Here is a 24964-nt window from a genome sequence, read left to right as displayed (position 1 = left end):
TGGAACACATATGGGTGTTGTGCCGGTTCCCGCCGACCGGTCTCGCCTCCAGCGATCCGACGCCACGTCCGCGCGTGGTCACGCCGCATTCTCACCCGCTCGTCGACGTCAGGGGGTTTTTGACGGTTCGACCGTGAAGGATCCTCATGGCAACTGACGCGACGGGGGCGGATCCGCGGGACGGGGGGGACTTCGACTACACCGGAGGCGGGGTCGAGCGGCCGGACCTCGTGGACGCGCTCGACGCCCGAGTGGAGGGAGACGTGCGGTTCGACGAGTACTCGAAGCGGCTGTACGCGACCGACGCCTCGGCGTACGAGGCCACGCCCATCGGCGTGGTGATCCCCGAGTCGACCGCGGACGTCGCGGCGGTACAGGAGTACTGCTTCGCGGAGGGGATCCCCGTACTCCCGCGGGGCGGCGGGACGTCGCTCGCCGGCCAGACGGTGAACGAGGCGGTCGTCCTCGATCTCACGGGGTCGATGAACGACGTGCTCTCGACGGACCCGGACGCGGCGACAGCGCGGGTCCAGGCGGGCGCGTACGTCGGCGACCTCAACGCGGCGGTCGAGGACCACGGGCTGAAGTTCGCGCCCGACCCGGCGTGGCGCGACAAGTCCGCGGTCGGCGGCGCGATCGGCAACAACTCCACCGGCGCGCACTCCCTGAAGTACGGCAAGACGGACCACTACGTGGAGGAGGCGGAGGTCGTGCTCGCGGACGGGACGGTGACCACGTTCGGCGAGGTCGACGTCGACGACCTGCGCGAGTCGGCGGACCCCGACGCCGACGGGCTCCTTCCGCGAATTCACGCCGAGGTCGTCCGGATCCTCGACGAGGAGGCCGACGAGATCGACGCGCGGTTCCCGGCGATGAAACGGAACGTCTCGGGCTACAACTTCGACCGGCTGCTCGCCGAGTACCGCGGCGAGTACGGCGAGGAAGGGGTCGTCAACCTCGCCCGGCTCATGGCCGGCAGCGAGGGGACGCTCGCGACGGTCACGGAGGCGACCGTCTCGCTCGTGGATATCCCCGACACGAAGGCGGTCGCGCTGCTCACCTACGACGACCTCCTCGACGCGATGGAGGACGTGGCACCGATCCTCGAGCACGACCCCGCCGCCGTCGAGGTGATGGACGACGTCCTCCTCGGCCTCGCGGCCGAGACGCCCGAGTTCGAGGACGTGGTCGGCATGCTCCCCGACGGAACCGACTCCGTCCTCCTCGTGGAGTTCTACGCCGAGAGCGACGCGGAAGGGAAGCAGAAGGTGGCAGACCTCGTCGCGGACCGGGTGGGTGCGACCGACGAGCACCACCGTCCGGAGACCGAGACGGACCCGAGCGAGGGCGCCGCCGACGTGACGAGTCAGCCGCGCCGCGCGGTGCACGCGATGGAGGCGCACGACCCCGCGGAGCGCGACCGGTTCTGGAAGATGCGGAAGTCCGGCCTCCCGATCCTCCTGTCGCGGACCACGGACGAGAAGCACATCTCCTTCATCGAGGACTGTGCCATCCCCCCGGAGCACCTCCCCGAGTACACTCGCGAGTTCCAAGACATCTTAGCGGACAACGACACGTTCGCGACGTTCTACGCGCACGCCGGTCCCGGGGTGCTCCACATCCGACCGCTGATCAACACGAAGGAGGTCGACGACGTCGAGGCGATGCTCGACATCGCGGACCGGGTGACGGACGCTGTGGTCCGGCTCGGCGGGTCGGTCTCCGGCGAGCACGGCGACGGCCGCGCCCGGACCCAGTGGAACCGGAAGCTGTACGGCGACGAGCTCTGGGAGTCGTTCCGCGAGCTCAAGACCGCCTTCGACCCCGACTGGCTGCTCAACCCCGGGAACGTCTGCGGCGACTTCGACATGAGCGAGCACCTCCGGTTCGACTCGGAGTACGAGTACGACGCCGGCTTCGACCCCGCGCTCGAGTGGGCGATCGACAACGGGATGCAGGGGATGGTCGAGCTCTGTCACGGCTGCGGCGGCTGTCGGGGGCCGCAGGAGACGACCGGCGGCGTGATGTGCCCGACCTACCGCGCCGCCGAAGAGGAGATCCAGGCGACCCGCGGCCGCGCGAACTTGCTCCGCGGGGCCATCTCGGGCGAGCTGCCGGACGACCCCACTGACGACGAGTTCGTCACCGAGGTGATGGACCTGTGCGTCGGCTGTAAGGGGTGTAAGGTGGACTGCCCCAGCGGCGTCGACATGGCGAAGCTCAAAGCCGAGGTGGAGCACGCCCACCACGAGGAACACGGGATCGACCTGCGCACGCGGCTGCTCGGGAACTTCGAGCGGCTCGCGCCGCTCGGCTCGAAGCTGGCTCCGCTCTCGAATCTCCCCGGGAAGCTCCCCGGCGCCGGCCTCGTCATGGAGAAGACCCTCGGGATCGCCAGCGAACGCGATCTCCCGGAGTTTCGCTCTGAGACCCTCGTCGACTGGTTCGAGGCCCGCGGCGGCGCCGGCGTCCCCCGCGACGATGCCGACCGCGACGTCCTCCTCTTCCCCGACGTGTACACCACCTACACGAACCCCGGCCCGGGGAAGGCCGCGGTCCGGGTGCTGGAGGCCGCGAACTGTCACGTCCGGATTCCGGACGTCTCGGGGAGCGGGCGCCCGCCCCACTCGAAGGGGATGATCGACGCGTCGCGCGCGGCGGCGAGAGACGCCGTGGAGACGCTCGCCCCGGACGTCGCCGACGGCTGGGACGTGGTCGTCGTCGAGCCCACGGACGCGGTCATGCTCCAGAGCGACTACCACGACCTGCTCGACGGCGACGCCAGCGACGTGCCGGACGCCGACGTGGCGGCCGTCTCCGAGAACACCTACGGCGTCATGGAGTACGTCGACGTCGGTCGGCTCGACGAGGCGATCGCGTTCGACGCGCCGACGGAGTCGCTCACGTATCACGGCCACTGCCACCAGAAGGCGACGAAGAAGGACCACCACGCGGTCGGCGTGCTCCGCCGCGCCGGCTACGGCGTCGACCCGCTCGACTCCTCCTGTTGCGGGATGGCCGGCTCGTTCGGCTACGAGGCCGAGCACTACTCGATGAGCCAGGCCATCGGGGAGACCCTCTTCGACCAGGTCGACGGGAGCGACGGCGACGAGGTCGTCGCCCCCGGCGCCTCCTGCCGCACCCAGCTGAAGGAGCGCGACGACGGCGCGCCGGAGCCGCCGCACCCGGTGGAGAAGCTCGCGGCCGCGCTGGCGTAGGCGGTCAGTTCTTCGAGAGGGTCAGTCGTCGCGGTCGGAGCCGACGCGGTCGCCCTCGATCCGCCCGCGCTCCCGCTCTCTCCGCCGCCGCAACACGCGCTCGAGCCCCTTTCCGGGACCGCCCTCGATCGGCCACCCCATCGTGCGCCAGCCCGGGGGCTCGGGAGAGAACGACGGACACGAGCCGGAACACTCCCGCGAGGTGGGGACCGTCTCCTTCGTCGCGCAGTGCGGGACGAGGGCTCGCCCCTCGCGCCGGAGCTCGAAGTGGCGACAGTCGGGGCGCATCGTGTCGTGGAAGGAGCGCCACCCCCTCCCGTAGGCGCGCTCGGCGATCTCCAGCCGTCGGGTCTCCGTCTCGGGGTCGCGGCGCTCGTGTTCCGGCGGCGAGAGGTCGCTCGGGTGCCACGCCACGTCGGCGGCGTCGGCGTGGACTCCCTCGGAGAAGTCGGTCGCGAGGATCCCGGCCTCGACGGGCAGCTTCCGGAGGAGCGCCGGCTCGACGCGCTCGCCCGTGGTCTCGGTCGCGAGCCACGCCTCGTCGGCGAGGGCGGTCTCGACGTCGTGTTCCAGCTGGTCGGCGAGCCGGTCGGCGGCGGAGCGGTCGAGGTCCGGCTTGTTCTCGACCGCGACGATCCGCGAGACCCAGTCCGGGTACGGTCGCCGCCGGCGGAGCTGGATCCGGTTGTTCCGGCGGCGCGTCTCGATCAGGTCCCGGCCCGCGGCGCGGTGGACCGCCTTCCGGACGTGCCGCCAGGGGTAGCCGGGATGCGGGAGCGCGTCGCGGTACCACGCCCACTCGGCGGGCGCGTGGCGGACGACGTGGAGGAGGTCGGAGTCGAGCGCTCGGTCGCCGAAGGCGCGCCGGGCGGTGAACGCCGCCGGGTCGACCTCGATCACGACCGTGTCCCAGCGGCGCTGCCTCGTCCCGAGCTGGCGGGCGACGATCGCCGGCCGGGCGCCGTCGCTCGGGGACCACGCCAGCTCCGCGTAGCGGCAGACGAGGAGTTCGTAGCCGAACTCGGCGTCCGGAGTCACGGCTGCGATAGCGCGCGGGCGGATAAAAACGACCCGCCCGACCGTCGAGACGGTCCGGACGGTCAGAATACCCCGGATACCCCGGATACTCCGGATACCCCGGACACCCCGGACGCGGTCGAGCCTAGACGTACTCGCCCGTCTCCTCGTCTTTCCGCTCGTCGAGGTACTCGTGGGCCTCTTCGAGGATGTCGCGGGGCCCGTCCTGGGTTATCGTGTTGAGCGCCTGGTCGTAGTCGCGCCACTGCAGGTCGCGGTGCTCGTTCGATATCTCGGCGCTCGCCTCGAACGAACGCGCGATGAACAAGTGGACCGTCTTGTGGATGGTGTTGCCGTTCGCCTCGAACACGTAGTCGTACTCCTCGCGGAAGCCGTCGATCAGCCGGAAATCCTCGATTCCGGCCTCCTCCGACACCTCCCGTATCGCCGTCTGCTGGAGCTCCTCGTCCCCCTCGATCCCGCCCTTGGGGAACTCCCAGTCCCCCGGTCGGCTCTTCAGGAGCAAGTACTCCCGTTCGCCGCGGGTGTCGCGGAAGAGGATGGCTCCGGCGCTGATCGCTTCGACCGTCATTAGCGTCAGGTAAGCAACCACCCTTAAAGAGCGTGTCGGACTTCCGAACGCCACGGCGGTCGGCAGAACCGCCGTTCGGGTCGAGCGGCCGCCGATCGCGGGGACTCCCGGGTAGATGCGTTTTTAGCCCTCGGGCGACCATGCACGGACGACCCCCCAGCCATGACCTTCGTCACCAAGCTCTCTTTCGCCTCCGGCGACCACGACGTGCTCGCCGGGACGGTCCAGGAGCTCAAGTCGACGCTCGAACGCAAGGGCGCGGAGTGTAAGGGCCCGCACGCCACGCCGGCCGAGACGGTCCGCGTGCCCCTCTACAAGCGGCTCCGCGCCGGCGACGAGTTCTCCCCGTGGAGCTACTCCGTGTACAGGCGCTCGATGGAGATACACGGCTCCGACGACATCGCCCGCGGGGTCGTCGCCCGCGACTTCCCAGACTCGATCCACGTCGAGGTCGAGGTCGACCAGAAGAAGCCGCTCGGGCAGCGACGGGACTGACCGGCACGGAGCGCCGGAGGGGGCGAGCGCGACCGCCACGCGACCATTTAAGCCCGCCCGAAGCCACCGACGCCCATGAGTCTCGACAACGACGCGTACCGCCGGTTCCGACGCGACCTCCACCGCCACCCCGAGCCCGCGTGGTGCGAGTTCTACACCACGGCCCGGATCGTCGAGGAGCTCCGCGAGCGCGACCTCACCGCCCTGTACGTCGGCCGCGACGCGCTCGCGACCGACGACCGGATGAACGTTCCCGAAGACGACGAACTCGCCGAGTGGGAACAACGGGCCCGGGAGGCGGGCGCGGACCCCGACGTCGTCGACGACCTCTCCGGGGGGTACACCGGCTGCGTCGCGGTCGCGGAGCGCGGCGACGGCCTCGTGATCGGGCTCCGCGTCGACATCGACGCGCTGCCGATCCGCGAGTCCGACGACGCCGATCACGTCCCGGCCGCCGAGGGGTTCCGGTCGGAGCACGAGGGGTACATGCACGCCTGCGGCCACGACGCCCACGCGACGATGGGGCTCGGGACGCTCGACGCGGTGCTCGACTCCGACTTCGCCGGCACGCTGAAGGTGTTCTTCCAGCCGGGCGAAGAGCAGGTCGCGGGCGGCAAGCCGATGGCCGAGTCGGGGCACCTCGACGACGTCGACTACCTGTACGCGGTCCACGTCGGCTTGGACCACCCCTCCGGCGAGGTCGTCTGCGGCGTCGAGGGGTTCCTCGCGGTGCGGCACTTCCTCGCGGAGTTCGCGGGCGAACCGTCCCACGCCGGCGCGCGTCCAGAGGCGGGGCGAAACGCGGTGCAGGCGATGGCGGCGGCGGTCCAGAACCTCTACGCGATCCCGCGGCACGCCGACGGACCGACCCGGGTGAACGCCGGGCTCGTCGGCGGCGGCACGGCGACGAACATCATTCCGGAAGCGTCGTTCATCGAGGGCGAGGTCCGGGGCGGGACGACGGAGCTGGCCGCGTACATGTCCGATCACGCCGACCGGATCCTCTCGTCGGCCGCCGAGATGCACGACTGCGAGGTCGACGTGGCGACGAAGGGGGAGGCGCCGAGCGCGACGAGCGATGACGCCCTCGCCGCGATCGTCGGCGGGGTCGCGAGCGAGACCGCGGGCGTCACGAACATCGTCGACAGCGACGACCTGGGCGGCTCCGAGGACGCCACCTTCCTGATGCAGGCCGTCCAAGACAACGGCGGGCTCGCCTGCTACGTCGGCGTCGGCACCGACCACCCGGGCGGCCACCACACGAGCACCTTCGACGTGGTCGAAGCGGACGTCGCGGTGGGGATAGACGTGCTCTCCCGGGCAATCCTCCGGGTCGCCGAGACGCGACCGTGAGGGCGAGCCGTCGACCGTGACCGCCGCCGAACGGACGGCGAGCCGTGCGCGTGCGCTGCCCCCGACGGTAGGTTTAGGCGCCGCGAGGCCCTCGTTCGGGTATGGAGGCCGTCCTCTGGTACGTGCTCACCGGCACTCGCGGCGGCCCGAACAGGGTGCGGATCCTCACGGCGATCGACGACCGGCCGCGGAACGCGAACCAGCTGGCCGAGCACCTCGGCCTGGACTACACGACGGTGCGGCACCACCTCGACGTGCTCCGCGAGCACGACGTCGTCGAGCGCACCGGGGACGGATACGGAACGGTGTACTATCCGACGGAGGGAACCCGGCGGCACTGGGACCTCGTCGAGGAGATCGCCGAGGGGCTCCCGCTATGACCGCGACGGCGCTCGCGGGGAGCGACTGATGCCGTGGATAGACGTCGCGCGCGTCAGCGTCGCGCTGAACGTCGCGATGCTGTTCGCGCTCACGTGGGTGTGGGCGCGGAACTACGTCGCGTTCCGCTCGAAGCACGCGGTGGGGCTGGCGGTCTTCGGCGTCGTCCTGCTCGCGCAGAACGCCATCTCGCTGTACGTCTACCTGTATCACCCCGTGCTCGCCGGGTGGTTCGCGACCGACATGCCGCCGCTGGCGTGGCAGGCGAACGTCGTCGTCCACGCGTTCCAGACGGTCGCGCTGGCGTTCCTGCTGTGGGTTACGTGGGACTGAGCGCACCGCGACGCCGACGGGCCGACTGACCGGGCGACTCAGTACTTCGGGTCGGCGCCCGTCGTCTCGTAGATCCGGTCCATGATCGCGTCGCGCTCGCCGGTCCAGTTGGCCATCGCGGCCGGGCTGGTCGGGTACGACTCGTAGTGAGCGAGCAGTTCGTCGGCGAGCGACTTCGTCTGGTAGAAGTTCCGGATCGTCCCCCAGTAGCCGAAGCTCTTCACCGCCGCCTTCAGCTTCAGCCCGAAGGACATCGATGTCGACCCCTCGTACAGCGCCTCCGCGAGCTTCTCGCCCGGGAGCGCGGCGAGCAGCCCCATCAGGTCGTCGACGTCGACCGCGGTCGAGAGCACATTGTACACGTCGAGCCCGGCGTAGCGCCCGCCGAAGTGGTCCATCACGCGGGCGTTGTACCGCCAGAGGTTCTCCTCGGTCACGTCGCCGTCGGAGACGGCCTTCACGGCCTGCTCGCCGGCGTACTTGGCCGCGTACGCCGCGCCGGCGATGCCGCCGCCGGTCGTGGGGTTGACGTGGCCCGCGGCGTCGCCGACGGCCATGTACCCCGGCGCGACCGCCGAGTCGTACGGGCGGCGCGTGGGGAGGGCGGCGCCGAGCTTGTCCGTGACCGTCGCGCCCCGGAACTCCTCGCGGTTCCGGAGGTCGCGTTTCAGCGCCTCGACGAGCTGCATCGGCTCCTCGTTCATCTGGAACCCGAGCCCGGCGTTGATCACCGTGCTCGTCCGCGGGAAGTACCAGAGGTAGCCGGCAGCGCGGTCGGTGGCCTTGAACACGAGCGCGTCGTCCCACTCGACCGGCTCGGGCACCTCGACGATCTCGCGGTACGCCGAGCAGAACTGCGAGTAGCGCACGTTGGTGTCGAACGTCGTCCCCTCGAAGTCCGCCTTGTCTTGGAGCAGCGACAGCGAGCCGGCGGCGTCGATCACGACGTCCGCCTCGTAGGTCCGCGGCTCGCCCTTCCGCTTCGCGCGGAGTCCCGTGACCCGCCCGTCGTCGGTCTGGATCACGTCGTTGATCACGGTGTCGTAGTGGATCTCCACGCCCGCGTCCTCGGCGCCCGCGATGATCCGGCGGCCGTACTCCCAGCGGTCGATGACGGCGAGCTCGCCGGGGACTGGGATCTCCAGCACCGTGTCCTCCTGTGGGATCTCGAACCGGCCGTGGTCGACGCCGGTGTTGGTGAACGCCGGCTCGAGCCGCGATTTCGGAATGGCCTCCGGGAAGGCGTCGGCGCCCTTCAGCGCGTCTCCGCAGGCGATGTGGCCCGCCTCCTCCGCGTCCTTTCGCTCGACGATGACGACGTCGAGCCCCTCGTTCGCTATCGTCGCGGCGGCGTAACAGCCGGCGGTCCCGGCGCCGGCCACGACGACGTCATACTCGTCGATGCTCATGTCACGTGGCTCGTCCCCCCGGTGGCAAAACTCTTTGTTCCCGATTGGGTCCCTTCCGGACCGACAGGAGCGGGGGGAATCGACCCACAGGGGCGAGAAGAGTCGACCATAGCGACGGGGAGGAGAGCGGATCCTTCGGGGTCTCGCTCGCCTCAGTCCTCGGTCTCGTAGTGCTCGCCGGCCGCCGCGGGGAGCCGAGTCCGACCGACCAACGCGAGGACGACGATCACGACGACGTACGGGATCGTCTGGACCAGCGTGTCGGGGACCGCGTAGCCGAGCTGCTGGAGCCGGATCTGCATCGCGTCGAGCCCGGCGAACAGCACGCCCGCGCCCAGCGTCCCGACCGGGTTGTAGTTGCCGAACAGGTACGCGACGATGGCGATGAACCCCTTCCCCTGTACCATCGTGTCGCCCGAGCCGATGAACTGGCCGATAGACAGCGCGAGCGCGGAGCCGCCGATGCCGGAGAGGACGCCCGACAGCAACACCCCCGCGTGACGAACCTTCGAGACGGAGACGCCGACGGTGTCGAGCGCCTTCGGGTTCTCGCCGGCGGCCCGGAGGTGTTTCCCGAACGAGGTGTGGTTCAGTGCCCACCACGAGGCGACCGTGGCGACGACGACCATGACCGCGGAGTACTCCCAGCCGACGCGCGCGCCGAGGTTCGGCGTGTTCTTGCCGCCGAAGAACACCGTCGACATGAACGGCGCCAGCCCCAGGGCGATGAGCCACACCGCCAGCCCGGCGATGATCTGGTCCGCCTTGAACTCGATACAGACGATCCCGAAGACGGCCGAGAGGGCGGTCGACGCGGCGATGCCCGCCAGGAATCCGACCCAGATGGCCGGCACGCCGAGCACGGCGTTACCGATGCCGACGACCGAGGCGATGTAGACGGACGCGAACGCCGAGATGATCAGGAGCCCCTCCAGCCCGATGTTGATGACGCCGGACTTCTCGGCGAAGATGCCGCCGAGTCCGGCGAGCACGATCGGCGCCGCCAGCCGCGCCGTCGACGCGGCGGTGCTCGTCGAGAAGACGATGGCCGCGAGGTCGCCAACCACCGTGTCGGGAAACAGCAGCCCGAGCACGCCGAGCAGCCCGAGCACCGCGGTGGTGCCGACGATCAGCGACCGCACGTACTCGGAGTCGATCATGTCGTCGAGGACCGGAATCCGGACGTCGGCGAGCGGGTCACGCATCGGTCTCACCCCCCTCGACGCCGACGTCGTCACCGGTCCCCGAACCCTCGGTCGCCGAGGCTCCGGACGCCGAGCCCCTCCCGCCGGAGCCGTCGGGGCCGCTCGACCCCACGCCCGCGTACCGGCCGATCAGCCGGAAGAACTCCGGCATGGCCACGAACAGGATGATCAGCCCCCGCAACACGCCGACGAGCTCGTTCGGCACGTCTGTCCGGAAGCCGATCTCCAGCGCGCCGCCCTTCAGGAGCCCGAACAGGAACGCCGCCGGCAACACGCCGATCGGGTTGTTCCCGGCGAGGATCGAGACGGTGATCCCGTCGAAGCCGAGGCTCGGGACCGACGCGATCCACCGCCCCTCGGACATCAGCACCCACACCGCGCCGCCGACGCCGCCGATGGCCCCCGACAGCGTCATCGCGCGGACGGTCGTCAGCTTCGCGTTGACGCCGCCGTACTCGGCGGCGGCCGCCTGCACCCCGCTGGTGCGCAAGTCGTAGCCGAACGACGTGTGTTCGACGACGTAGAACAGCCCGCCGATGAAGGCGATTCCGACGAACAGCGCCACGAGCGAAAAGTCGCTGGAGGAGGGGAACAGCCCGGGGAGTATCTGTGCGTGTTCAGGGAGGTACTCCGTGGAGACCACCGACGAATCCTCGGCGCGGAACACCTCCAGGACGAGCACGTACGCGAGGTTCGCGGCGATGAAGTTGAGCATGATCGTCGTGATCACCTCGTTGGCGTCGGCGTACGCCTTCAGCGCGCCCGGAATCGCGCCCCAGAGGCCGCCGCCGACGGCGCCCGCGAGGACGCCGAGGACGATGAGGACGACGCCGGCAATCGGTCCCACCGGCAGCAGCGGCGCCGCCGCCAGCACCGTCAGCGCGGTCGCCAGCGCACCGACCACCAGCTGCCCCTGCGTTCCGATGTTGAACAGCCCGGCGCGGAACGCGACCGCGACGGAGAGCCCGGTGAAGATCAGGAGCGTCGTCTCCGACAGCGTCAGCCCGAGCGAGCGGTTGAACGGGGTCCACTCGGGGTTGAACAGCCCCGGCTCGCCGACCGCGAACGGGTACCCGAGCGCGCCGTTGAACAGCACGAGGTACACCTCGATCGGGTCGTAACAGAAGCCGAGCCCCGTGAAGGGCATGGTCCAGGCCGCGGTGCTACACTGGGCGACGCGCCCGGAGACGAGGACGATACCGAAGCCGACGACGATGGACAACAGGATGGCCGCGAGGCTGATCACGAGCCGCTCGGCGACGGTCCGGTCGACGAACGGCGCGACGAGGCGACGCGCGAACGAGGGGAGTCGGTCCCCGCCGGACTGGCTCACGCGTCCACCTCCTCGTCGCCACCGTTGTCATCGACGGCGAGACCGGCGGCGTCGTCGTGGACGGCGGCCGTCTCGACGTCCTCGTCGTCGAGCGGTTCGCCGGCCATCAACAGCCCGATCTCCTTGTCGGTCACCGTCTGTGGGTCGACGATCCCGCTGAACGTTCCCTCCTGGATCACCGCCAGCCGGTCGGAGAGCCCCTGGACCTCGTCCAGCTTCGAGGAGACGAGGAGCACGGCTTTCCCCTCCGCGCGGAGCTCTAACAGCCGGTCGTGGAGGAACTCGGTGGAGCCGATGTCGACCCCGCGGGTGGGATGGGTCGCGACGACGAGGTCGGGGTCCCGCTCGAACTCGCGGCCGACGATGAACTTCTGCTGGTTGCCCCCGGAGAGGGCCTCGGCGGTCGCGTCCGCGTCCGGCGGCCGCACGTCGTACCGCTCGATTACGTCCTCCGCGTGCCCACGAGAGGTGCGCCAGTCGATCCGACCGTCTCTCGCGAACGGCGGGGCGTGCTGGCTGCCCAGAATGCCGTTCTCGGTGAGGTCGTACGACATCACCAGTCCCCGCTCCTGTCGGTCCTCGGGGATGAACGCCATCCCTCGGTCGATGTGCTCGCGTCGGGTGGCGCCCGCCATCGGTTCGCCGAGGTACCGGACCGACCCCGCGGTCGCGTCTCGCATCCCGGTGATCGCCTCAACGAGCTGCGACTGGCCGTTGCCGTCGACGCCCGCGATCCCGAACACCTCGCCGGCGCGGACCTCGAAGGAGATCCCGGAGACGACCTCGACGCCGCGGTCGTCCTCGGCGTGGAGGTCGGTGACCTCGAGCACGCGATCGCCCGGCTCCTGGGGAGTCGTGGCGGGGTCCATCAGCACCTCGCGGCCGACCATCATCTCGGCGAGGTCCTCGCGGCTCACGTCCGCGGACGAGACGGTACCGACGTTGACGCCGTCGCGGAGGACCGTGATCTCGTCGGCCGCCGACAGCGCCTCCCCGAGCTTGTGCGAGATGAAGATGATCGTCTTCCCCTGGTCCGTGAGCTCTTCGAAGACGCCGTACAGCTCCTCGACCTCCTGGGGCGTGAGCACCGCGGTCGGCTCGTCCATGATGAGCACGTCCGCGCCGCGGTACAGCGCCTTGAGGATCTCGACGCGCTGCTGGACGCCGACGGAGACGTCCTCGATCCGGGCGTCCGGGTCGACGTCGAAGCCGTAGCGCTCGCTCAGGTCGACGACCGCCTGCCGGGCGGCGGCCTCGTCGACGCGCAGTCCACCCCACGTCTTCGGCTCGTTGCCGAGCACGACGTTCTCCCAGACCGTCATCGGGTCGACGAGCATGAAGTGCTGGTGGATCATGCCGACGCCCGCGTCGATGGCGTCGCGGGGCGAGTCGAACGAGCGGGTCTCTCCGTCGAGGACGACGGTCCCCTCGGTCGGCTCGTAGAGCCCGTACAGCACGTTCATCAGCGTTGTCTTTCCGGCGCCGTTCTCGCCGAGCAGGGCGTGGACGCTGCCCCGCTCGACCACGAGATCGACGTCGTCGTTCGCGACGACCCCGGGGAATCGTTTCGTGATGCCGTCCATGTGGACCGCCGGGTTCATTCACCCGTATCTCTGAGTCGGCGCCTAAAAACGCGCGGATTCGGGCGCGAGCGGAGGATCAGGACGGTGCAGCGGCTCGGGTCAGACGCGAACCGCGGGACGTGCGGGCAACGCGTTCGAATCGCGGAGGGCGACGCGTTCGATCGACAGATTCCGACGCCGGCAGCCGACTCAGTCGTCGTCCATCTCGCTCGGGACGTCGATCTCGCCCTCGATGATCTCGTCGCGCGCGTCCGAGACCGCGGTCACGACTTCGTCGGGGATGTCGTCGCCGATTTCGTCGCCGTACACGCACTCGACGCCGTTGGACTCCAGGCCGAGCGCGGTCGTCTCGCCGCCCTGGAAGCTGTCGTCGATGACGTTCGAGATCGACTCGTAGACGGCCGTGTCGACGCGTTTGACCATCGACGCCAGGATCACGTCGGCGAACTCCTCCTCGGTGATCGACTGGTCGAGGTCGACGCCGAGGGCGAACCGCTCCTCCTCTTCGGCCGCCTGGAAGACGCCGACGCCGGTCGCGCCGGAGGCGTGGTAGACGACGTCGGTTCCGCCCTGGTACATCGACAGCGCGGCCTCCTGGCCGCCCGAGGGGTCGGAGTAGCTGCCGACGTAGCTCGAGGTGACGTTGATGTCCTCGGCGACGTACTCGACGCCGGCCTCGTAGCCGGCCTGGAACCGGCGGATGACGGGGCTGTCGACGCCGCCGACGAAGCCGACCTCCGTCTCGTCGGTGTCGGTCGAGCCCGCGCCCGCGGAGAAGTCCATCTGCGTCAGCTCGCCGGCGAGCACGCCCATCAGGAACGAGCCCTCCTCCTCGCGGAACAGGTAGCTCGAGACGTTCGACTCCTCGACGACCGAGTCGACGAGCATGAAGTCCTGGTCGGGGAAGTCCGGCGCGGTCTCGGCGAGCGCGTCGGTCTGGTTGAACCCGATACACGAGACGAGGTCGTAGTCGGGGTCGGTCGAGCTGGCGTAGCGCTGCTGGAAGTCGCCGAACTCGCCCGTCCCCTCCGGCTGCGACTCGTCGTACTCGATGCCGAACTCCTCTTCGGCCTGCAGGATCCCCTGCTGGGCCGCGTCGTTGAACGAGTTGTCGCCGAGCCCGCCGTCGGAGTAGACGATGCCGACCGTCGCGGGAGCGTCGTCTCCCCCGTCGGAGCCGTCGGAACCGTCGTCGCCGTCACTGCCATCGTCGCCGTCGCTACCGTCGTCGCTGTCATTCCCGTCGTCGCCGTCGTCGCCGTCACCGCCGTCGCTCGGCCCACCGCTGCAGCCGGCGAGGCCGACGAGGCCCGCTGCGCTTGCCGCCTTGACGAACCGTCGCCGATCGAGGTCGGATACCATGTCACCTACAAGGCTGTGGGAGCGCGCCATAAATTCGTCGCTCTTCGCGCTCCAGATCGCACGTTCGGGAAAAACGGCGGAACGAACCTCACCGATCCGGGCCGATCCCGGACGATACGGTCCACGTTCGTGGGTGTGTCACGAACGATCGAACGAGACGGCGGAGCGGCCGACGGCGAGCCGACCTCCCCGCCCGATCGGACGGGTCACGCGTCGCCAGCGGCGGCGACCGCGGCGGTGACGACCCGCTCCACTTCCGCGACCAGCTCGTCGACGTCGCCGCTCTCGGCGTACACCCTGACGTACGGCTCCGTGCCGGAGGGGCGGACGAGCGTCCACGACGCGTCCGGGAACTCCAGGCGGACGCCGTGCTCGGTGTTCACGGTCGCGTCGGGGAACGCGTCGGGAAGGGTGACCTCCAGCCGCTCCATCGCGCCGGCCTTGGCCTCGTCGGGACATCCGACGCTGACCTTGCGGTAGGGGCGCTCCGTGACCGGCTCGCGGAGGGCACCGAGTCCCTCGTCGGCGACGAGGCGAGCGATCACGGCCGCAGACGCGACGCCGTCGATCCACTCGCCGAAGGCGACGTGGACGTGCTTCCACGGCTCCGCGGCGAAGACGACGCGGGTGTCCGCAGACGCCCCCGCCGCCTCGCGAACCGCGGCGATCCCCTCGTGGAGCGCGCCGAGTCGCACGCGTTCGACGCGGCCGCCGGCCTCGCGGACGCGCTCGTCGATCCGCCCGGAGGCGTTCGGCGTCGTCACGACGACCGGGTCGGCGGCGTCGCTCTCGCGGGTGTACCGCTCCGCGAGCACCGCGAGGACGGTGTCCTCGTGAACGACCTCGCCGTCGGCGTCGACGATCACGATCCGATCCGCGTCGCCGTCGTGACCGATCCCGAAGGCGAACCCCCCGGCGTCGCCGTCGCTCTCGGCTCCGTCGTCCCCGTCGCCGCCCGCGCTCGGGCGTCCGGGGTCGGTCACGCCCTCGTTGGCGTCCGCGACGAACGCCCGGAGGTCCCGGAGCGTCTCGGGGGTGGGCTTGCTCCCGCGGCCGGGGAAGTGGCCGTCGACGTTCCCGTTGAGCGTCACGACCTCGGCGCCCAACCGACGGAGGACGGTCGGCGTCGCCGGCCCGCCCATCCCGTTCCCGCAGTCGACCGCGATCCGGAGCCCGTCCAGCGGGGCGCCGAACCGCTCGGCGTACGCGCGGACGTCCGCGAGGTACCCGTCGAGCGGGTCGACGCGCTCCGCCCCGGTCCACTCGTCCCAGGCGGCGGGCGACTCCTCGCCCGCGACGCGCTCCTCGACCGCGCGTTCGGCCTCGCGGTCGAACTCGCTGCCGTCGCGGAACAGCTTGATCCCGTTGTCGGTCGGCGGGTTGTGCGAGGCCGTGAGCATCACGCCGTACCGCCCCTGCGAGGCGTGCGCGAGCGCCGGCGTCGGGAGCTGTCCCGCCCGGAGCACGCGCACGCCGCCGGAGGCGAGCCCCGACTCCATCGCGGCCGCGAGCGCCGGCCCGGTCACGCGGCCGTCGCGGGCGAGAACGACCTCGACCGGACGCGGGCGCGGCTCGTCGCCCGTTCGGTTCACGCCAGCCTCCGCGTCGTTCCGTACCTCGGCCGCGACGGCGCGCCCGACGGCGAGCGCGAGCTCGGGCGTCACTCGCTCCGTGGCGCTCCCGCGGATCCCCGCGGTTCCGAACAAGTCCATACCTGCGGTGTCGACGGCCGTTCGTTAGAAGCCGTCGGTTGCCGGGCGTCGGAATCGGTTTCTCGATTGCCGGGCGTCGCGCTTAAGCCCGCGGCGGTCGCACGCTCCCTCCATGACCGACCGCACGCGAGCGCACGTGTACGTCTCGGGTCGCGTACAGGGGGTCTACTACCGTGCGAAGACCCGTGACACGGCCCGGGAGAAGGGGGTCGACGGCTGGGTGCGGAACCTCGACGACGGGCGCGTCGAAGCCGTCTTCGAAGGGCCGGAAGCGGCGGTCCGGGAGCTGGTCGCGTGGTGCGAGACGGGGAGCCGCGCCGCCGACGTCGACGCGGTCGACGCCGAGTACGAGGAGCCGGAGGGACTCGACGGGTTCGAGGTCAGGTGGTGAGGGGATCGCTCGGGTCGGTGCGCACGTCGAGCTCCTCCAGCGCGCGCAACGCCACGATCGCCTCCACCACGTCGCGCTCCTCGGTGTAGGGGTCGTCGACGGCGTCGAGCGTCGCCTCGGCGTCGCGTTCGATCCGGGCCTCCAGCTCCGTCTGGTCCGTCTCGTCCTTTGTTGCCGACAGCAGCGCCTCGTGGTCCTCGCGCAGGTCGAGGGAGACGTGCGCCGCGTTACACCGCGAGAGCGGATGCGTGTCCATCTCGATCGCCAGATCGCTGACGAGGTCCCAGTCGTCGGCACAGAAGCGGAGCGTGACGGTGCCGACCACGTCGCGCCACGAGATCGGCTCGCCGTTCTCCATGAGCCGGATCGCCCGGGGCGGCACGGCGATCCGGGTGTGGGTCTCGTCGCGGCCGCACAGACAACAGGGAGTGTCCTTGAGTCCGGCGTACACGGCGAACGGTACGGGCTCCACGGTGGTGTGCGTTTCGCCGCGGGACGTACCCGCTGGACGGCCGAACGCGCCGGACGAGAACGGCGGCGTCTCCCGCTCACGAACGGACGAGGCGGTGGCGCGTGCCTCCGAGACCGCATCGCGGCCGAGTGGCCGACGAGGCCGGGGAGGCGTGAGGTGCTGTGCGGTGCGGATCGAGTTGGACTCGACGGGGCAGTCGCGGGTTCCTCAACTGCCGACTGCGAGCGGCGGGAAACGCGCGTAGTTCGTCGACCGAATCTCGATAGTCTCGACGGGCCGACATCGCGTGTGGCTCGCGGCGAGCGACTGGAAGGAATCCGCTGCGTCACCAAACTCAGACCTCCCCGTACTCACCCCACCAGCCGCCGACATCCGTACAGACACCGACCGGTCCGTCTCCGGCTCGTTCGATTTCGAACTCGGAACGCATCACTACGGCGCTCGATTCTTCTCCTTCATCTCGAAACGACACGAATCGAGTCTGCTGGTCCGGATCGATCCGAAACGACTCGGTGAACTCCTCGCCGCCGGCGGTCTCGATTGAGAGATCGTATTCGTCGAACGCCGTCGGTAGTTCGACCGACGGAAGTTCAGTTGCCTCGGCGGGGAAACTACCGTCTCCGGGAAAGAGATGTTCGATGTCGTGGCTCTCGGCGGTCAGACGTTCGTCCACGTGGCGGTCGCCGTGCTCGTCCGCGACGACCACGGACATGTCGAGAGGCTCATCGCGGCCGTTGTGGACGGAGAGGGTCACCGGCGAATCGGCGGACTCCCCGTCCGTCGGATCGAACGTGAGGACGGTGGTCCCGCCTCGGTCGTCGATCTGGTGGGTGAAATACTCGTTCTCCTTCCAGAGGGTCGAATCCGCTGCCACCGCCGCGGGATAGAAGAGTTCGGTGTCGGTCTCGTACCGGCCGTCGGACAGCGCGATGTCGACCTCGCGTCTCACGACGGGCGGAAGTCGGTGGTAGGGTGCGTAAGTGTCTTCACACCGGCCAGACGCCTCGAACCACTCGGCGCGTGCGGACTCCGGCGGGTCTCGGTCACCCGACACTACGATCAGGACGTATCCGACGTTGCCTTCGAGGGCATCCGCTTCGTCTTCCGTGTGCACGCGAACGTACGCGTGCGCCTCGTCCTCGGTTCGATCGAACGCGTCGACGCTCACCTCTCTCGCATCCCGCCACGTGCCCACGGACCTCGGGGCGATCACCAGATACGAGTCGTCGTAGTCGACGGACACGGCGAACTCCGTGACCTCCTCCGGAAGAGTCAGGTAGGCGTTGGCCATCGACGCATCGGTAATCACCTCGGCGTCGAACGTCGGATCGTCCCCCGACGAGTCGCTGAAGTACCGATAGACCGCATCGACGCCGTCCGGGGTGGACTCCACGTCCGACGACTCGGGGTACTTTCGAGCGAGCGAGCCTCGCGCGAGGACGTCGCTGTCGAGACAACCGACCGTCGTCGGTGCGAGTACCGCGAGGAGGGCACGCCGCTTCATAGCCGGACCTCGAATTACGTCGATAAGTGTTTTCTGTCGAGCGCTCGTTCGAGAGAGCTTTTCAACGTGGCCGTCGACTCCGAGTTCGACGATCGATCCGTCCCCACCGCCGTCCCCGAGCGATTTCGGTCCCTGGAGGTCCTCGTCGTCGCGTACACGGTCGCCGTCCTCGAGATCACGGCCCTTCTCGTCGGATTCCTCCTCCCGGCGGAGTGGGCGGTCCCGACGCTTCTGGTCGTCGCGCTCGCGTGCCTCCCGCCCTTCTGGACCGTCGTCAGAGACGCCTATCCGGACTCGGCGTGAGAACGGCGACGACCGCTCGCGGTCGCCGATACCCTGGCTACTCGCTGCACTCGGCGAGCCACTCGTGGGCCCAGTCGTCGATCTCCTCGAAGACGGGCGCGAGCGACTCGCCCTTGTCGGTGAGGCTGTAGTACGTCGCCACGGGCGACTCCTCCTCGAGGCGGCGGTGGACGAAGCCGGTCTCCTGGAGGTCGTCGAGCACGCGCGAGAGGGTCCGGGCGTTGGCGTCGGTCTCCCGCTTCAGCTCGTTGAAGCGCGACTCGCCGTTCAACAGCTCGTGGAGGACGACGAGCCGCCAGCGCGAGCCGATCTGTTCGAGCGAGTCGACGACGGGGCACGCCGACTCCGGGGTCGAGGACGCGGCGACGGACGAAGACGTGCCCGTTTCGGGCTCCGCATCGCTCGTGTCCGCCGGGTCCGTCTCTGCGAGTTCCTGCGATGACATCGGTGTTACCTGCTTACCCTCTTGTCCGGGAAGCGATATATAGGTTACGTCCGTATACGTAGTTACACAATGTTAGCTGAAATCACGACGCTACCGCTGCAGCTCGACGCCCCCCTCGCGGGCGAACTGTTCCTGATCGGTCGGATCCTGTTCGGCGCCACGCTCGCGTTCATGGGCCTGAACCACTTCATGGACGTCGATACCATGGCCGGCTACGCCGAGTTCAAGGGCCTCCCGGCGCCGCGCTTCTCCGTCGTCGCCTCCGGCGCCGTACTCGTCCTCGGCGGGCTCGGAGTCGTCCTCGGCGCGTTCCCGGTGATCGCGGCCGGTGGTCTCGCCGTCTTCCTGCTCGTCTCCGCCGTGGCGATGCACGACTTCTGGTCGGTCGACGACCCGGAGGAGAAGCAGAGCGAGATGACGAGTTTCCTCAAGAACGTCTACGGCGCCGGCGCCGCGATCGCGCTGCTCGCCGTCGGCGGCACCGCGTGGCCCTACGCGCTGGGCCTCGGGCTGCTCTGAGCCGGACGCGACCGCCTCGCGCGACCGTCGAACCGTTCTGACCGGTCCCGGTTTCGACCGTCCTTCCGGTCCCAGTACCACTAACTGACTCCGCGACCACCCACCACACGACCATGACCGACTCCCCGCCCACCACCGGACTGCACCACGTGACGAACATCTGCACGGACATGGAGGAGACGGTCGCGTTCTACGAGGACGCGCTCGGCTGGTACACGGTCAAGCGAACGCAGAACTACGACGACCCGGGGACGCCCCACTACTACTTCTCGTCCACGCCGGAGGGCGAGCCGGGAACCAACGTCACCTACTTCGAGTACCCGAACTCCCAGGGGGCGCCGGGGCCGGGCGCGAGCCACCACTTCGCGTTCGGCGTCCCGGACGAGGAGACGCTCCGCGAGTGGCAGGCGCACCTCCGCGAGCAGGGGGTGCGGGTCTCCGAGGTGAAAGACCGCACCTACTTCAAGAGCATCTACTTCAGCGACCCCGACGGGCTCGTCTTCGAGCTGGCGACGGAGGGGCCGGGGTTCACCCGGGACGAGGAGGAGCCCGGCAGCGAGGAGATCGACCCGTTCGCGGAGGGGTACGAGAACTGAGCGCCCGCGAGCGACGACCCGGGATCGTCAGGCGTCGGCGTCGGCCGGACGCTCCGCCGACCGCGTCTCGACCAACGCCGCGAACCGATCGAGCGCGCGCCGACAGACCGGGACGTACCAGACTGCGACGACCGGCACCTCGACGACGACGCGACAGCGACCGGACTCTCCGGCGTAGCTGTCGACGCGGTGGCCGGTGGCCGGAATCCCGGCGACCCGCCAGTCCCAGCGTCGCCCGTGGCACGAGGTCACGCGGAACGGGAGCCACGCACCGCCGACGCTGACTCGTCCCGTCGTCCCGGCCCGCACGAAGCGGTCGTCGCTCTCGACGGCGTCGATCGCCGGTCCCCAGCCAGGCCAGGTGTGGGTGTCGCGGAGCGCCCGAGCGGCGACCGCCGGCGCGACCGCGACGTCGCGCCCCACGGCGAGCGTCGCTCCCTCGCGAACGACGGTCGCCGCTGACTCGCCGCCGCACCGAGCGGGATCGAAACGCGCGTCCGATTTGTCGCCCGAACGAGACCGATAATACACGGTCCGTCCAACGGTCTCGTCGGAGTTAAGCCGACGTATATTAATTCCTTAAATGATATCATGACTCATTATCTCTTTCCACGAAGGGTTAATACGCGGATCCCCACAAGCCGCCTCCAAGATGGCCGACGACCGCGACACCATGAAAGACGTCTCGCACACAGCACCGCACGACACCTCGGCGAAGGAAGTCTGGAAACGAGGGCGACGACCCGTCGAAGAAGAGGAAGAAGAGGAATAGCGCGTTACGTCGACTGCTGAGTACCGACACGGGCGCTGACTGAAGCCACGTACACACCGACGCTGGAGCGGAGCGTCTCTGCTTCGATCGCCGGCTACCGGCCGACACCCTCTTTGATTTCGTCTTTACATACGCGGTATGGTCGGTGTCACACTCGGGTTGGTCGGGATCGCAACGGTGACGGTGTTACTGGCGCTCAGCGCGTTCTTCTCGAGCTCGGAGACCGCGATTTTCTCGCTGCCGGCGGAGTGGTTCGAGCGGCAGGCGGACACAGACGACCCGCGAGGAGACGTCCTGAAGGAGCTCTACGACGATCCCCACCGGCTGCTGGTGACGCTGCTCGTCGGAAACAACGTCGTCAACATCGCGATCTCGAGCATCGTGACCGTCCTTGTCGCCAGCTACCTCCCCTCCGGCGCCGCGGTCGTGGTGACGACCGTGTGTACGAGCTTCCTCGTCCTCGTGTTCGGAGAGATCGTCCCCAAGGCGTTCGGCCTCGGAAACGCCGAGATGTGGTCGCTGCGGATCGCGTCGCCGATCCGACTGGTCGAGCGGATCCTCTCGCCGCTCATCACGTTGTTCGACGGAATCACTCGCCGGATGAACGCGTACATCAGCGGCGACGCCCACATCGAGAAGCCGTACACCGACTGACGCGCACGGGGCCGTCGGGATCACTCGACCGTCGAGGTGTCGAGGCCGGCGCGCGGTCGCCGGCGGTCCGAGAGGTTTTGTCCCCGTGTCGTGACCCCCGGACATGAGCGAGCCACCGTTCGAGCCGAATTCGGAGCCGCAGTTTGAGACGAGCCGCGAGCCGGAGCCGTTCCGGTACGACGCCGAGGTCGACCCCGGAGAGAAGCGACACACCCGCTACGAAGTCGGCGAGACGTACCTCGGCGACCCGATCGAGATGCCGGTGACTGTGATCAACGGCGAGGCCGGCGGGCCGACCCTCTTCCTGAGCGCGGGGATCCACGGGGACGAGCTCAACGGGGTCAAGGTGGTCCAGGAGGTCGCCGACCGCTACACGCCGGCCGACCTCCACGGGACGCTCGTCTGTCTCCACGTGTGCAACGTCCCCGCGTACGAGGCGCAGCGGCGCGACACCCCCATCTACGACCAGGACATGAACCGGTCGTTTCCGGGGAAAGAGCGCGCGAACACCACGGAGCGCATGGCGAACCGGATCTATCGTCGGTTCGTCTCGCAGTGCGACCTCGGGCTCGACTTCCACACGTCCACGCGCAACCGGACGACGATCTACCACGCTCGGGCCGACCTCGACGACCCCGAAGTCGGGCGACTCGCGCGGGCGTTCGCGACGAACGTCGTGCTGTACGGGAGCGGCGACGCGGGGTCGCTCCGATCGACGGCGACCGCCGACGGGATCCCGACGGTGACCGTCGAGATGGGGCGGGCCCACCGCTTCCAGCCCGTGCTCGTCGAGAAGGCGCTCGAGGGAGTCGAGAGCGTCCTCGCCGAGTACGAGCTCCTTCCGTCCGAGCCGGTCCACTGGCCCGGCTGGTTCCAGTCCACCTCGGCCGACAGCACGAAGCGCTGGCTTCGCGCCGACACCGGCGGCCTCGTGGAGATGGAGTGGGGACCGTACCCGCTCGTGTACGAGGGCGAGACGATCTGCACGATCACGAACCACTTCAAGACGGAAGAGCGCGCGGTCGAGGCCCCCTTCGACGGGCTCATCGTCGGCTCGCTTGAGAACCCGGTCGCCGCGCCGGGCCACCCCCTCTGTCACCTCGTCCGGCTCGACGGCGAGACGCGTCGAGAGATCGAACGCGAGATCGAGCGCGGCGAGTTCGACGGCTACCGCGCCCACGGCGACGCCTGGGCGGACGACTGAGCCGTCGTCGCTGTCGGCGTCGCCGACGCCGTCGTCCGCGATACCGCGCTCCGCGTTCTCGCGGGTGATAGCCGCGGAGGTGGGTTTAACCCGACCCGGCGGCGACCCGGACCCATGATCGAGGTGGAGGGGTTGCGGAAGGCGTACGGCGACTTCGCGGCCGTCGTCGACAGCACCTTCGCCGTCGAGGAGGGCGAGGTGTTCGGGATCGTCGGTCCAAACGGCGCCGGGAAGACGACGACGCTGAAGGTGCTCGCCGGGCTCGTCGACCCCACCGAGGGCGAGGTCGAGGTCGCCGGCCTCCCCTCGGACGACCCGGAGATGCGGCGGCGGCTCGGCTTCCTCCCGGAGGAGTCGCCGCTGTACGAGGAGATGACCCCGCTGTCGTACCTGACGTTCTTCGCCGACCTGTACGACGTGCCGGGCGACGTCGCCGACGAGCGAATCGAGGCCGCGCTCGACCGGCTCGAACTCGACCACCGCGAGCGACGGCTCGGCGACATGTCGAAGGGGATGAAGCGCAAGGTCGCGATCGCCCGGTCCCTCGTCAACGACCCGGACGTGCTCGTGTACGACGAGCCCGCCTCGGGGCTCGACCCGGTGACGACGAACGCCGTGCTGGAGTTCGTCCGCGAGCTTCGCGCGACCGGCAAGACGGTCGTCTTCTCGGCGCACAACCTCTACCACGTCGAGTCCGTCTGTGACCGCGTCGCGGTGATGAACGAGGGCCGGATCGTCGCTCGGGGGAGCGTCGACGGCATCCGCGAGCGACACGGGCGGACGACGTACCACGTGTTCTCCGACGTGGCGCCGGCGGGCACCGACGTGACGCCGGCGAAGACCGGCGCCGCGACCGGGGAGACCGGCGCCCTCGGCGACGTCGACGCCGCGACCGAGGCCGTCGGCGACCGGTTCCGCACCATCGTCACGGACATGGACGCCGTCGACGCGGTCCGCGAGGCGGTCGCCGACGCGGGCGGCGAGGTCGTCGACATCCGGACCCGCGAGCCGAGCCTGGAGGACGTGTTCCTCGACATCGTCGGTCGTCCGATGCCCGGGCGGTACGCCGGGGGTGGAAGCGAGAGGCGCGCCGAGTCGGAGGGAGTCGACGAACGGCCCGCGGGCCAGCGGGAGGGAGCCGAGTGATCGACCGGCTCCGGCGGGTCCTCCGGGTCGCCCGCTGGGAAGTCGCGCGGGCGAGCGGCGGGATCGACCGCCGGACGCTGCTGGCGGCGCTCGCGCTCCTGCTCGTCGCGGGCGGCGTCCTCGGCGGGGGGCTGGCGGCCAGCGCGGTCGGCCTCGACGTCGACCGCGACGTGTACCGGGTGGCGGTCGACGGCGACTCCCCGTACGCGGACGCGGTCGAGGCGGCGCCGGCGCTCACGCCGGTCTCGCCGGAAGGCGCGGCGCTCGGCGAGAGCGCCGATCTCGTCGTGTTCGACGGCGAGGGGAGCGAGGCCGGCGGGGTCCAGACCGTCGCCGTCCGCGCCAGCGACACGCGGAAGGGCGAGGCCGCGGCGGCCGAGTTCCGCGAGGCGGTCGAGGCGCACAACGAGCGACTGATGGCCGCGGAGGAGAACGAGACCGCCGCGTTCCCGGTCGCCGTCACGCTTCGGTACGTCGACCGGACGAGCGCGCTCGACGACGGCTCGACGCTCGGTGAGGAGGGCGGAGGTGGCGACGGATCCGGGGGCGATGGCTCCGCCGCCGGGGGCGAGAGCGACGGCGGCGGAAGCGGGAGCGGCGCGGAGGGCGGCGACGGAGGCGGTACGGGAGCGGATCCGACGGACGGCGACGCCACGGACGACGGCGGCTCCGGTGGCGACGGGTTCGCCGTGCCCTCGGTCGGCGGCGCGGCGTTCGGCGCCGACACGGTCGGCTCGCCAGGATCGATCGCGCCGCCGTTCCCCTTCGTCTCGCTGCTCCTGGCGTTCGTCTTCCTCGTGCCGATGAACTTCCTCATCCAGGCGTACGGCTCGTCCGTGCTCGACGAGCGCACCAACCGGCGGGGAGAGCCCCTGCTCGTCACGCCGCTGTCCCCCGTCGACATCGTCGCCGGAAAGACGCTCCCGTACGTCGCGGCCGCGGTCCTCGTCACGACCGCGATCGCGGCG

General features: G+C 69.8%; 24 protein-coding genes and 1 pseudogene. 13 read left to right on the top strand and 12 right to left on the bottom strand.

Annotation, left to right across the window (positions count from 1 at the left end; translation table 11 throughout):
- Positions 1-146 precede the first annotated feature (146 nt).
- The gene (locus tag U4E84_RS07640; RefSeq protein ID WP_322531505.1) at positions 147-3218 is read left to right on the top strand and encodes an FAD-linked oxidase C-terminal domain-containing protein; all 3072 of its coding nucleotides are present in this window, start codon (positions 147-149) and stop codon (positions 3216-3218) included.
- A 21-nt stretch (positions 3219-3239) separates the two neighbouring features.
- On the opposite strand, the gene U4E84_RS07635 is transcribed toward U4E84_RS07640, so the two are convergent.
- Together U4E84_RS07635 and U4E84_RS07630 are read right to left on the bottom strand one after the other, a co-directional pair.
- Complete coding sequence (locus tag U4E84_RS07635; RefSeq protein WP_322531504.1) at positions 3240-4256, bottom strand: DUF5787 family protein; 1017 nt, start codon at positions 4254-4256, stop codon at positions 3240-3242.
- A 124-nt stretch (positions 4257-4380) separates the two neighbouring features.
- A complete protein-coding gene (locus U4E84_RS07630; protein ID WP_322531503.1) occupies positions 4381-4827 on the bottom strand; it encodes a bis(5'-nucleosyl)-tetraphosphatase in 447 nt (148 codons plus the stop codon).
- A gap of 162 nt (positions 4828-4989) precedes the next feature.
- Between U4E84_RS07630 and U4E84_RS07625 the strand changes: the two genes are divergently transcribed.
- From U4E84_RS07625 to U4E84_RS07610, 4 genes are all read left to right on the top strand, one after another.
- Positions 4990-5322, top strand: a complete 333-nt coding sequence (locus U4E84_RS07625; RefSeq protein WP_322531502.1) for an uS10/mL48 family ribosomal protein — start codon at positions 4990-4992, stop codon at positions 5320-5322.
- 75 nt (positions 5323-5397) lie between these two features.
- Positions 5398-6675, top strand: a complete 1278-nt coding sequence (locus U4E84_RS07620; protein ID WP_322531501.1) for an amidohydrolase — start codon at positions 5398-5400, stop codon at positions 6673-6675.
- A 101-nt stretch (positions 6676-6776) separates the two neighbouring features.
- On the top strand, positions 6777-7055 hold the full coding sequence (locus tag U4E84_RS07615; protein WP_322531500.1) for a winged helix-turn-helix domain-containing protein: 279 nt from the start codon (positions 6777-6779) through the stop codon (positions 7053-7055).
- A 25-nt stretch (positions 7056-7080) separates the two neighbouring features.
- Entirely contained in the window at positions 7081-7386 is a 306-nt protein-coding gene (locus U4E84_RS07610; protein WP_345785502.1) for a hypothetical protein, read from the top strand.
- Between the two features lie 38 nt (positions 7387-7424).
- Here U4E84_RS07610 and U4E84_RS07605 read toward each other — a convergent pair whose 3' ends face one another.
- From U4E84_RS07605 to U4E84_RS07580, 6 genes are all read right to left on the bottom strand, one after another.
- Positions 7425-8795 (bottom strand): geranylgeranyl reductase family protein, encoded by a 1371-nt coding sequence (locus U4E84_RS07605; RefSeq protein ID WP_322531498.1) that lies wholly within the window; start codon positions 8793-8795, stop codon positions 7425-7427.
- 152 nt (positions 8796-8947) lie between these two features.
- Positions 8948-10000 (bottom strand): ABC transporter permease, encoded by a 1053-nt coding sequence (locus U4E84_RS07600; protein ID WP_322531497.1) that lies wholly within the window; start codon positions 9998-10000, stop codon positions 8948-8950.
- Positions 9993-11333 carry an ABC transporter permease gene (locus tag U4E84_RS07595; RefSeq protein WP_322531496.1) on the bottom strand — a complete coding sequence of 447 codons (1341 nt, stop codon included), beginning with the start codon at positions 11331-11333 and terminating at the stop codon, positions 9993-9995. The genes U4E84_RS07600 and U4E84_RS07595 overlap by 8 nt, the downstream gene beginning before the upstream one ends.
- The gene (locus U4E84_RS07590; RefSeq protein WP_322531495.1) at positions 11330-12934 is read right to left on the bottom strand and encodes an ABC transporter ATP-binding protein; all 1605 of its coding nucleotides are present in this window, start codon (positions 12932-12934) and stop codon (positions 11330-11332) included. The genes U4E84_RS07595 and U4E84_RS07590 overlap by 4 nt, the downstream gene beginning before the upstream one ends.
- 171 nt (positions 12935-13105) lie before the next feature.
- Positions 13106-14278, bottom strand: a complete 1173-nt coding sequence (locus U4E84_RS07585) for a BMP family protein (protein ID WP_322531494.1) — start codon at positions 14276-14278, stop codon at positions 13106-13108.
- A gap of 206 nt (positions 14279-14484) precedes the next feature.
- Positions 14485-15990: a phosphomannomutase gene (locus tag U4E84_RS07580; protein ID WP_322531493.1), complete on the bottom strand. Its 1506-nt coding sequence runs from the start codon at positions 15988-15990 to the stop codon at positions 14485-14487.
- Between the two features lie 112 nt (positions 15991-16102).
- On the opposite strand from U4E84_RS07580, the gene U4E84_RS07575 reads away from it, so the two are divergent.
- Positions 16103-16381: an acylphosphatase gene (locus U4E84_RS07575; protein WP_322531492.1), complete on the top strand. Its 279-nt coding sequence runs from the start codon at positions 16103-16105 to the stop codon at positions 16379-16381.
- Here the strand turns inward: U4E84_RS07575 and U4E84_RS07570 are convergent.
- Together U4E84_RS07570 and U4E84_RS07565 are read right to left on the bottom strand one after the other, a co-directional pair.
- The gene (locus tag U4E84_RS07570; RefSeq protein ID WP_322531528.1) at positions 16371-16832 is read right to left on the bottom strand and encodes a hypothetical protein; all 462 of its coding nucleotides are present in this window, start codon (positions 16830-16832) and stop codon (positions 16371-16373) included. The two genes, U4E84_RS07575 and U4E84_RS07570, sit on opposite strands and share 11 nt — an antisense overlap.
- A 355-nt stretch (positions 16833-17187) precedes the next feature.
- Entirely contained in the window at positions 17188-18357 is a 1170-nt protein-coding gene (locus U4E84_RS07565; RefSeq protein WP_322531491.1) for a hypothetical protein, read from the bottom strand.
- Positions 18358-18423: 66 nt separating this feature from the next.
- Between U4E84_RS07565 and U4E84_RS07560 the strand changes: the two genes are divergently transcribed.
- Positions 18424-18660 carry a hypothetical protein gene (locus U4E84_RS07560; protein ID WP_322531490.1) on the top strand — a complete coding sequence of 79 codons (237 nt, stop codon included), beginning with the start codon at positions 18424-18426 and terminating at the stop codon, positions 18658-18660.
- Positions 18661-18697: 37 nt separating this feature from the next.
- Here the strand turns inward: U4E84_RS07560 and U4E84_RS07555 are convergent, their stop codons facing one another.
- Positions 18698-19105 (bottom strand): helix-turn-helix domain-containing protein, encoded by a 408-nt coding sequence (locus U4E84_RS07555; RefSeq protein ID WP_322531489.1) that lies wholly within the window; start codon positions 19103-19105, stop codon positions 18698-18700.
- Between the two features lie 69 nt (positions 19106-19174).
- On the opposite strand from U4E84_RS07555, the gene U4E84_RS07550 reads away from it, so the two are divergent.
- Both U4E84_RS07550 and U4E84_RS07545 read left to right on the top strand, forming a co-directional pair.
- Positions 19175-19624 (top strand): DoxX family protein, encoded by a 450-nt coding sequence (locus U4E84_RS07550; protein ID WP_322531488.1) that lies wholly within the window; start codon positions 19175-19177, stop codon positions 19622-19624.
- Between the two features lie 113 nt (positions 19625-19737).
- Entirely contained in the window at positions 19738-20220 is a 483-nt protein-coding gene (locus tag U4E84_RS07545; RefSeq protein WP_322531487.1) for a VOC family protein, read from the top strand.
- Between the two features lie 27 nt (positions 20221-20247).
- Here U4E84_RS07545 and U4E84_RS07540 read toward each other — a convergent pair whose 3' ends face one another.
- Entirely contained in the window at positions 20248-20751 is a 504-nt protein-coding gene (locus U4E84_RS07540; RefSeq protein WP_322531486.1) for a hypothetical protein, read from the bottom strand.
- A 379-nt stretch (positions 20752-21130) separates the two neighbouring features.
- Between U4E84_RS07540 and U4E84_RS07535 the strand changes: the two genes are divergently transcribed.
- The 4 genes and pseudogenes from U4E84_RS07535 to U4E84_RS07520 form a co-directional block, all read left to right on the top strand.
- Positions 21131-21646, top strand: a complete 516-nt coding sequence (locus U4E84_RS07535) for a DUF21 domain-containing protein (RefSeq protein ID WP_322531485.1) — start codon at positions 21131-21133, stop codon at positions 21644-21646.
- A 103-nt stretch (positions 21647-21749) separates the two neighbouring features.
- On the top strand, positions 21750-22850 hold the full coding sequence (locus tag U4E84_RS07530) for a succinylglutamate desuccinylase/aspartoacylase family protein (protein WP_322531484.1): 1101 nt from the start codon (positions 21750-21752) through the stop codon (positions 22848-22850).
- Between the two features lie 114 nt (positions 22851-22964).
- The gene (locus tag U4E84_RS07525; RefSeq protein WP_322531483.1) at positions 22965-23996 is read left to right on the top strand and encodes an ABC transporter ATP-binding protein; all 1032 of its coding nucleotides are present in this window, start codon (positions 22965-22967) and stop codon (positions 23994-23996) included.
- Positions 23993-24964 (top strand): annotated as a pseudogene (locus U4E84_RS07520) (PrsW family intramembrane metalloprotease); the annotation flags it as partial. The gene U4E84_RS07525 and the pseudogene U4E84_RS07520, both read left to right, overlap by 4 nt.

Source organism: Halorubrum sp. AD140 (assembly GCF_034497445.1).
GTDB lineage: Archaea > Halobacteriota > Halobacteria > Halobacteriales > Haloferacaceae > Halorubrum.
The sequence above is the reverse complement of the archived record's forward strand: the minus strand, read 5'-3'. Positions and strand labels throughout refer to the sequence as shown.